Source organism: uncultured Campylobacter sp. (genome assembly GCF_938045465.1).
Classification (GTDB): domain Bacteria; phylum Campylobacterota; class Campylobacteria; order Campylobacterales; family Campylobacteraceae; genus Campylobacter_B.
In genome coordinates, this window is record NZ_CALIBF010000040.1 from 1 (window position 1) to 6,495 (window position 6,495).

Annotated in this window: 6 protein-coding genes; all 6 read left to right on the top strand. The window is 49.4% G+C overall.

Annotated features, from left to right (window positions below):
* Nucleotides 1–379: uroporphyrinogen-III synthase (locus Q0413_RS02300; RefSeq protein WP_298986906.1), on the top strand; the 379-nt coding region annotated here is incomplete at its 5' end.
* 243 nt (nt 380–622) lie between these two features.
* Nucleotides 623–1,879 (top strand): phosphoribosylamine--glycine ligase, encoded by a 1,257-nt coding sequence (gene purD / locus Q0413_RS02305; RefSeq protein WP_298986909.1) that lies wholly within the window; start codon nt 623–625, stop codon nt 1,877–1,879.
* Nucleotides 1,876–2,313 (top strand): RDD family protein, encoded by a 438-nt coding sequence (locus Q0413_RS02310; RefSeq protein WP_298986911.1) that lies wholly within the window; start codon nt 1,876–1,878, stop codon nt 2,311–2,313. The genes purD and Q0413_RS02310 overlap by 4 nt, the downstream gene beginning before the upstream one ends.
* Entirely contained in the window at nt 2,300–4,558 is a 2,259-nt protein-coding gene (locus Q0413_RS02315) for an LPS-assembly protein LptD (RefSeq protein WP_298986913.1), read from the top strand. Before Q0413_RS02310 ends, Q0413_RS02315 begins: the two co-directional genes overlap by 14 nt.
* Nucleotides 4,558–5,271, top strand: coding sequence for a phosphoribosyltransferase family protein (locus tag Q0413_RS02320; RefSeq protein ID WP_298956653.1), 714 nt, complete (start codon nt 4,558–4,560; stop codon nt 5,269–5,271). The genes Q0413_RS02315 and Q0413_RS02320 overlap by 1 nt, the downstream gene beginning before the upstream one ends.
* Nucleotides 5,261–6,495 (top strand): polyribonucleotide nucleotidyltransferase (locus tag Q0413_RS02325; RefSeq protein WP_298986915.1); only part of this gene is annotated, 1,235 nt, incomplete at its 3' end. The genes Q0413_RS02320 and Q0413_RS02325, both read left to right, overlap by 11 nt.

Below are 6,495 nucleotides of genomic sequence, written 5' to 3' on the forward strand. Positions count from 1 at the left end.
CGGGCACGGAAACGAGTTTGCCGCCGAGATCGCGCCGCTCTTGCAGGGCAGAGACGCACTGTATCTGCGCGCGCGCGAGACGGTATCGAAGCTGGGGCAAATTCTATCTGGCGCCGGCGTGCGGCTGCAAAGCGTGATCGCCTATGAAAATTCCATCCTTAGCCTCCCCGCCGCCGCAAAGCCGCCGCAAGGCAGCACGCTGATTTTTACCTCGCCTAAAAACGTGCGCGGCTTTACCGCAAATTTCGGCTGGGACGGGGGCTACAAGGCGATCTGTATCGGCAGGACGACGGCGAGCGTTTTGAGCGAGTTTTGTGAGCCGATAATCTGCGAAAGAAGGTCGATAAAATCCTGCGTCGATCTGGCGCTTTTGCCATAGTTTAAGCAAATTTTGACTATAATTTTGCCCAAGCCTGGGTGAAGCGAGAGCGTTTTATATGAGGGTTCAACATATTTGTATAAGCGACGACGTGAGAGGTCCGTGTGACGCGGCTCGGCTCGAGCTTTTTTTAAAGTTACGGGTTGCGACCTAGAGATTTTTCCTAGTTGCAAGATTGGCTTTGTTTGAGCCGATTCTTTTTACGCAACGCTCACTTGGGTTTTTTACGTTACGGAGGCTTCATTGAATATCCTAATAATCGGCGGCGGCGGTAGAGAATACGCGATCGGGCTAAGACTTCGCGAGGATAAAGACGTTTTAAATCTGTATTTTGCTCCGGGAAACGGCGCTACAAAGGCGCTCGGTAAAAATTTAGATTTAAAAGATTTTAATGAGCTCGCGCTCTTTGCCAAAAACAACGACGTAGCCCTTACCGTCGTGGGCGCCGAAGAGCCTCTTACAAAAGGTATCGTGGATATTTTCAAAGCGCAAGGCCTCGCGATATTCGGTCCTAGCGCTGCTGCGGCGAAGCTGGAGGGCTCTAAAGCCTATATGAAGGACTTTCTGGCGCGAAATCATATCAAAACCGCAAAATTTCTAAGCAGCGACGATCTATCCGAAATTTTAAAATTTATAGACGCCTTAAACGGCCGCGTAGTGGTCAAAGCAGACGGCTTGTGCGCGGGCAAAGGCGTCATCATCGCAAATTCTAAAGATGAAGCTAAAAAAGCCGCTGCGGATATGCTAAGCGGCGAAAGCTTCGGCGAAGCCGGCAGGCACGTCGTCGTGGAGGAGTTTTTAGAGGGATTCGAGCTGAGCTTTTTTGCGATCTGCGACGGGGAGAATTTCGTAAGCCTGCCCGTAGCGCAGGATCATAAAAAATTGCTTGACGGCGACCTTGGTCCGAATACCGGCGGCATGGGAGCTTATGCGCCAAGCCCGCTAGCGGATGCCGCGCTGATAAAAAGAGTAGAAAGCGAGATCGTAGCACCTACGCTAAAAGGGATGAAGCAGCAGGGCGCGCCCTTTTGCGGCGTGTTGTTCGTGGGGCTTATGATCGTAGGCCGCGAGCCTTATGTGCTGGAGTACAACGTCCGCTTCGGAGATCCGGAGTGCGAGGTTTTGATGCCGCTAATTGACGGAAATTTGAGCGAAATTTTATACAACGCCGCCGTAGGCAAGCTAAGCAGCATAAGCTTAAAAGAGCGATTTGCGGTGGGCGTCGTGATGGCTAGCGAGCGCTACCCTTACGGCTCTTCGCAGCCTGCTTTGATCGAGGTTGGCGAAATTCCTGCGGGAGCCCATATCTGCTATGCAGGCGTGAGCGAGCGAGAGGGGCAAATTTACGCTAGCGGCGGGCGCGTTTTGGTAAGCGTGGGCGTTGCGGAGAGTTTAAAGCAGGCGCGCGACGCGGCTTACGCGCTGTGCGAAAATATAAAATTTAGCGGCGCGCAGTATAGGCGCGATATCGCGCACCAAGCCTTAAGAGATAAAATTTGATCATCGCTCCGCTTAGCAAGCGCGTAATCGCGTTTAGTATCGACGAAGCTGTGAGCGTAACGCTTTTTGTGGTCGTGCTATTTGCTATCGACGAGCCAGAGCTTGTCGCGGCGGCGCAGAGCGGAAGCAATCTTGAGGTACAAAAGATCGCGTCAAAATTCATTTTGCATTACGCGATAATAAAATTTTTATATCAGGCGATTTTTGTCTATCTATACGGCGCGACGCTAGGCAAGCTTGCGGTTAAAATTTATTGCGTCCGCGCTGACGGCAGCTCCATGGATATCGCTACTGCAGCGATCCGCGCGGCGGTTAGGTTGATAAGCGAGATGATCTTTTATATGGGATTTTTGGTGGCGCTTTTTACGAACTCGCGTCAGAGCCTGCACGATATGGCGGCGAAAACATTGGTGGTAGAGATTGAAAAAGAGTAAAAAATTTAAAATTCTAGCGCTTAGTTTTAGCGCTCTTTTAGCAAGCAGTGCGAGTGCAAAGGTCCAAGACGTCGAGCTTATAGCAGATAATGTCGAGAAAAACGGCTTTTTGACGGAGGCTAGTGGCAACGTAACGGTGTATTCGCAGGACTATTTTATTACCGCCGATCGCGCTACATACGACGAGCAAAACGGCATCATCGAGCTTTTCGGCAACGTCAATGCAATGCGCGGTAGTAGCGAGACCACGCGTGCGCAGCATGTCAAAATCGATCTGAAAAACGATAAGCAGCAAGCCGACGTAAATTTTATGATGGATAAGGACTCCGAGCTTTGGATGCAAAACGACGCTAGCTGCAGCGACAGCGAATATTACCGCGTGGAGGGCTCCAGCGTATCTAGCTGCAACGTCACCGATCCTGATTGGCGCATCAAATTTAGTAGCGGCATGCTCAATAAAGAGAGCAAATTCCTCCATCTTTTCAATCCGAGATTTTACGTGGGCGATGTGCCGGTGCTCTATCTGCCGTATTTCGGCTTTCCGACCGACCGCACGCGCCGTACGGGATTGCTGCCTCCCGAGGCGGGCTACATCAGCAAGGAAGGGATCTATTATAAGCAGCCGATCTATTTTGCGCCTTACGATAGCTGGGATTTTCAGCTCGATCCGCAGGTGCGCACGCGCAGGGGCTTTGGCGTATACGGGACATTTCGATTTACGGAGTCGCCGTATTCTTACGGCGAGATTAGAGGCGGAGTTTTCGATAACTTCTCGCGAGCGCAAAAACGCCTCGAATACAAAAATGAGCGCCACCACGGCTTTGAAGTGCAATACGATCGCAGCAAGCTCGCGACCTATTTGCTAGATGGCGATCTGCGCGAAAATTTATGGATCGACTTTACTCAGCTAAACGACCTTGAATACTACGATCTGAAGGAAAAGGGAGGTCTTGGCAACGATGCGGATAATTCGCTCGTAACTTCACGGCTGAATTATTATTTGACCTCAGACGAGCACTATTTTGGCGCTTACGGACGCTACTACATCGATACAAGCAAGCTAAACGCCGATAATACCTTCCGCAACGAAGATACCGTCCAAGAGCTTCCGACGCTGCAATATCATAAATTTAGCAATGATTTGGGACTACCAAATTTGATCTATTCGCTTGATGCAAAAGCGCGTAATTACACTAGATGGGAGGGCGCGACTGCTCGCCAATACGAGTTTGACGTACCGATTAGTATAAGCACGCCACTACTGGCGGATTATTTAAATTTCGCCTTTACCGAGCGAGTGTATATGACCAATATCGATTGGCACGATAAATTCTACTACGCAAACGGAGATCTTGGCGAGGATAAAAGCACTTTCTACGCTAATCAATACACCGAGCTTTCGCTCTACACCGATGTAGCCAGGGCTTATGATAGCTTATATCATACGATGAGCTGGAGGGCGGATTTTAGAATTCCCGGATGGCAGCAAGGCGACATCGAGGATAGAATTTTAAAGTATCATCAGTATAAATACGACCTTGCTCGCGGCGCAGTAGATCGCTCGCGGCTGGGTAACTTGCAAGACTCGCTTTATTGGGAGGATAACTTCTTAAGCGAGCTTAGTGACGAATACACCCACGAAAATGCAGCTTTAAGTATGACGCAGTTTTTTTATAATGAAGACGGACGTAAATTCTTACGCCATAGCGTCAAGCAGCGATATGACTTCGACGATCACGAGTTCGATGATTTAGAACACCGCATCGATGCGTATTTTGCAAATGGGCTAAATATCGGGAACCGCTTTACCTACTCACATAAATATAAAAGCTTCGATAAGGTCTATACCTACGCCAACTACTCCAACGACGACTTTAGCTTTGGACTCAGCCACGCTTACGAATACGAAAAGCTAAGCATGGAGCCTAAACGCTATACGAAAGATAACTACGGCATCGTAAACGCTTCGGTAAATTTGCCTAGGAATAATAAAATTTTTGGGCGTTGGGATTACGACTTGGAGCGATCTTATTCTAAAATGTGGCGCGTGGGGCTTTCTCATACGCGCAAGTGTTGGAATTACTCTTTTGTGTATCAAGAGGATATCGAGCCTAAAAATACCAGTACGACGGGCTACAGCAAAGCAAGCAAGGAGCGCGGAATTTACTTTCTCGTAAATTTCTATCCGTTCGGCGGAGTAGGGTATGATTTTTCAGTAGATAGCGAATACGGAAGCGAAAAATAATGACGCCTAGAGCCGAGCTGATGTTTGAAAACCAAATCGATGCCGCGATGAAACTTGCAGAAATTTTACCCGCTACCGTGATCAAAAATGAAAATTTTCTAATAATCGCTCAGTCTCTGGAGTCGCTTCCTATCGCAAACCATCTTGCTCTAAAACTAGGGCTTGCTTATGAGTTTTTATTCACAGAACCCGTTTTGGCGCCAAATAATCCGGAATGCGCGATCGCGTGCGTAAGCGAAACCCAAGAGATCGTGATGGTGGATGAGCTCGTGCGAAGCTTCGGCATCAGCCTGGATTATGTTTACGGACAGGCAAACAGACTTTATGAGGAGAAAATTTTAAAAAATATGTATAAATTTCGCAAGGGCGAGCTTTTGGGAAATTTAGAGAAAAAAAACGTCATCTTGGTAGATGAGGGGTGTGAGAGCGGGCTGACCGCGCTTACTTGCATAAAGACGCTCGTAAGCTTAAACGCCAAAGCGATCTTTTATGCCACGCCCGTTATCGGCAGCGATAATGCAGATGAGATCGCCATGCTAGTAGATGGAATTTATGCCGTTCACAAGATCAGAGATTTTGTGAACGTGGATTTTTATTACAAAGAAAAAACGCTCTCAAGCGCGGAGGAGATAATGCAAATTTTAAACAAATGCCCGCTTTATCTGCCGTTTCACGAGACTAACAAAAACAAGGAGAAAATTAATGCAGTGTAAAATTGAAGTAAATGGCAATACCGAAATTTTCGATATCAATAAGGTCGCAAAGCAAGCCGCGGGTGCAGCGCTTTTGCGTGTGAAAAATACCGTCGTGCTAGCTACCGTAGCGCGCGAAGAGACGCAGGTGCAGGAGGACTTTTTGCCCCTTACCGTGCAGTATATCGAAAAGATGTACGCAGCGGGCAGAATCCCCGGAGGCTACATCAAGCGCGAGACCAAGCCGGGCGATTTTGAGACGCTAACCAGCCGCATCATAGATCGCTCGCTGCGCCCGCTCTTTCCGAAGGGCTATGCGTATCCGACGCAGATCGTAGTTTACGTGCTATCGGCGGACCCCGAGGTCGATCTGCAAGTCGTCGCTCTTAATGCGGCGTCTGCGGCGCTATATCTTAGCGACATCCCGATTAAAGCGCCCGTTTGCGGCGTGCGTATAGGCTATCAAAACGGAAATTTCATCTTAAATCCGAGCAACTCCGCGCTTAAAGCTAGCGCACTTGATCTTTACGTAGCGGGCGTCGGCGATGAGCTTTTGATGATCGAGATGCGCTCCCTGCCGCAGATTAATGGCGGCGCGCAACAGATGAATGAATTTAGCGAAAATCTGATGGTGGATGCGATCGATTTTGCCGCAAAGGCGATAAGTGCGGGCTCAAACGCTTACGAAGAGGCTTTTTTGCCGCTTAAAAAGCCCGATGCGAGCCTAGAGTACAAGCCTGAGATCGAGGATGAGGATATCGCGGACTTCATTGACGCAAATTACAAAGACGCCGTTAAAGCGGCGATCAATCAGATGGCAAAGAGCGAGCGCGCTACCGAGTTAAACAAAATCGTGGATCAAATTTTAACTACCGAGGTCGCGGCGCAAAACGAATGGAGCCAAGAGGTGATCTCCAGCGTCATCGGCAAGTATAAGCGCGGCATCATCCGCACGCAGATCATCGAGGATCGCCGCAGAGCCGACGGGCGCGCACTTGATGAGGTGCGCCCGATCAGTATCGAGACAAATATCCTGCCGTGCGCGCATGGAAGCTGCCTATTTACGCGCGGGCAGACGCAGGCTTTGGTCGTCACCACGCTAGGCGGCGATAGCGACGCGCAGCTAAGCGACAGCCTAACGCAGCTCGAGCCGATCAACGATAAATTTATGTTTAACTACAACTTCCCGGGCTTTTGCGTCGGCGAAGCAAGCCCGCTCAAAAGCCCCGGCAGACGCGAGCTGGG